The sequence below is a fragment of the Anaerophaga thermohalophila DSM 12881 genome (genome assembly GCF_000191885.1).
In the GTDB taxonomy this organism is placed as follows: domain Bacteria; phylum Bacteroidota; class Bacteroidia; order Bacteroidales; family Marinilabiliaceae; genus Anaerophaga; species Anaerophaga thermohalophila.
On the sequence record NZ_AEWI01000082.1, the window covers coordinates 1 to 2,463 of the forward strand.

At 36.9% G+C, this 2,463-nt stretch carries 2 protein-coding genes; both read right to left on the reverse strand.

The genetic code is table 11. The features are described from left to right. Window positions 1-385: 385 nt before the first annotated feature. Window positions 386-1,030 (reverse strand): hypothetical protein, encoded by a 645-nt coding sequence (locus ATH1_RS0115350; protein ID WP_010423619.1) that lies wholly within the window; start codon window positions 1,028-1,030, stop codon window positions 386-388. A gap of 10 nt (window positions 1,031-1,040) precedes the next feature. Then, on the reverse strand, window positions 1,041-2,463 hold a 1,423-nt coding region (locus ATH1_RS19695; protein WP_010423620.1), incomplete at its 5' end, for a C39 family peptidase.

Here is a 2,463-nt window from a genome sequence, read left to right on the forward strand (position 1 = left end):
CCTTGTATATATGTGAATGCCGTTTCCTTTAATCGAAAGTCTCAGTTTTACAGGATGTTTCACCCTAAAAGCAAAGATAGGTCGTCTTCAGAACCTGTCAAGGGTATATAAACGGCTTCGCATCCTCAGCCGCCCTTGACAGAACCTGAAGACTTCCCAAACAAGCTTTTAAGAATTGGATGAAAGAAAAAATATGAGTTATTTTGATTTACTGAAAATGCAACCAGACAGAGTTAAATTTACATTCCCTGTCCGCCACTTACCAGGAAGATAAATTCCCGTATGAATACATTGATTACTGGCATATCAGGTTCAGTGTTACAGCCCGTTCTATCGAGGAAAAGTATAAACTAAAATTATTGGAAAGGTTCGGGATAATGAGCAATTAAAACTCGTATTCCCCTTTCTGTTCTTCTTTTATTATCTCAAAATAGCCGTCTTCGTTTAACTTGTAAGTCCTGAACGTTTCTAAACCATCTGCATTTTCATGCCACTTGATAAGCCCCTCTTTTGTTATTTTAGAATCGACTATTGTATAAGTCACTTCTTCACTTTTTGGCCCATCATCTCTTAATCCCCAGAACAAACAAATAACCGAAAGCGCTTTCCCGTCTTTGGAGAAATTCCATAAATCGTAAAAGGTGGTTTCAAAGCCTACAACTTTTATTATTAATGAGATATAGTCTTCATTAAGGTCTAACTGGCCGATTGGCGATATTTTAGGATAAAAGTATAATCGCTTCCCCCTATGACCATATTCAAATGGCTCTTCAGGGTACAAGCCATAATACTGCTTAACAGCTTTCGTATTGCCATTAATATCTACATATTGTGGGTTATTTTTTTGACTACGGATTATTATATCATTTATCAACTTGCCACCAAGAGTATCTTCAGTTGTAATATCCTGCATGTGTTCTATAGGCAGTGAAATTATTTCAAAATCATGAATGAACTCTTCAAATCTGCTTTGGCTAGAGCAAGCAGAAAATTGGAGCAGTACCAATAGAGAAAAAATTATTCTTTCCATATCTATTATTTTATTCACATTTACAATATACTTCTACATATTTGATTGTAACATTCTTTATATCGTCCCATTTCCAAAGGTTATCATTTCCTTTCGAATTTTCCTCTGTTTTTGAGTTTGAGTCATAACCGCCACTATTACATTCCTCTCTTGTATCAAAGTCAGTTACCTTGCCATAAGGGTCATCAACTATCAAACCATCATCTGTAATGCTTTGTAATCGCACAAGATGCCCCTTGCATGTTGGCCATACTGAAATCATGATTGCACATCCCGTTTTTAATTTTTTTGAAACAAACTTTTTAAATTCCTCCTTTTCTTCAGAAAATGTACCACCATAGGTCTCATTAGAATAACACGCATCTAAATGTTCCGCTACCTTTTTCCTTGCTCTTTGTGTTATTCTGTCACCATAATTATTATCCTTTCTAACTTGCTCTAAATAATCCTCAAACTGCATATCGATTTCCGGACAGCTAATTCCCAGATATTCAAAACAAGCTGCTTCAGAGGTCAAATTACACATCCTGTCTGATACATCCTGTGTCTGGACGTTGTTTCTTTGGTTATGGTAAGGTACTTTCTCCTGTAGCGTAAGATAATGCTCTTCTTTATTTTCTCCATCTTCAAGTTGCTCTATTTGCTCCCTTACCTGGCTGATTTCTGCAGGGGTTAATATATCGTATTCTTCAAAAATTTCTTCTATGGATTTTCCATCAATGGGTTCCCTTAATATTCCAAGATACTTGAGCCACATATCTTTCGTGTCCTGACCTCGGCTGATATCAAACTTTTCAACCTGCATTATCATAGAAGGATTGTCTTTACCGTCTTCATAAAATGCAATTATCAGGTATTTGGTATAAGTTTCATCGCAATAGATATGTTCTTTCTTTTCTTTATCTTCCAGCTCTTTGGAATCGGCAACCTGTATTTTTGTGAACGCATTGGTCATTACCGTTTTATCGCCATTTCCATAAATGGCTACCGGATATTCTACATCCTCGTATTTGTATTTGCCAATATAAATATGCTTTGGCCGTAAAACGATTTTTTCTATCTTTTCATTTTTATCGGTTTCTTTAATGGATTTAATTATATCAGTAAATACTTCATCAGAATTCATCACCCGGATTTTCCATCCATCGATCCACTGTTTCTGTTCTTCTGTCCATTTTTCAGCTTCATCTTCGGTATAAACCAGGCCTAAAGTATCGTTATTCCCTTTGGCAATCGCATCTTCTATTGCTTTCAGGTAATTCATTGAACCAATGTGATTATTGTCGTAAACATGATTGAAGAGTAATGCGTGTTGTTTGTCGACAGGTGTCCATGTGTAAGCCCCCTCCTCTTCCCCCTGCCCCCACGCAAACAGCACATTTTCCGGGTCATGTATTGCATCCCATTGGTACTTCCACAGACCCGTGCCCTGG

Bases quoted from the DNA above. Each gene is read 5' to 3' on its own strand.
- ATH1_RS0115350 (WP_010423619.1), bottom strand. From the start codon at position 1,030: ATGGAAAGAATAATTTTTTCTCTATTGGTACTGCTCCAATTTTCTGCT.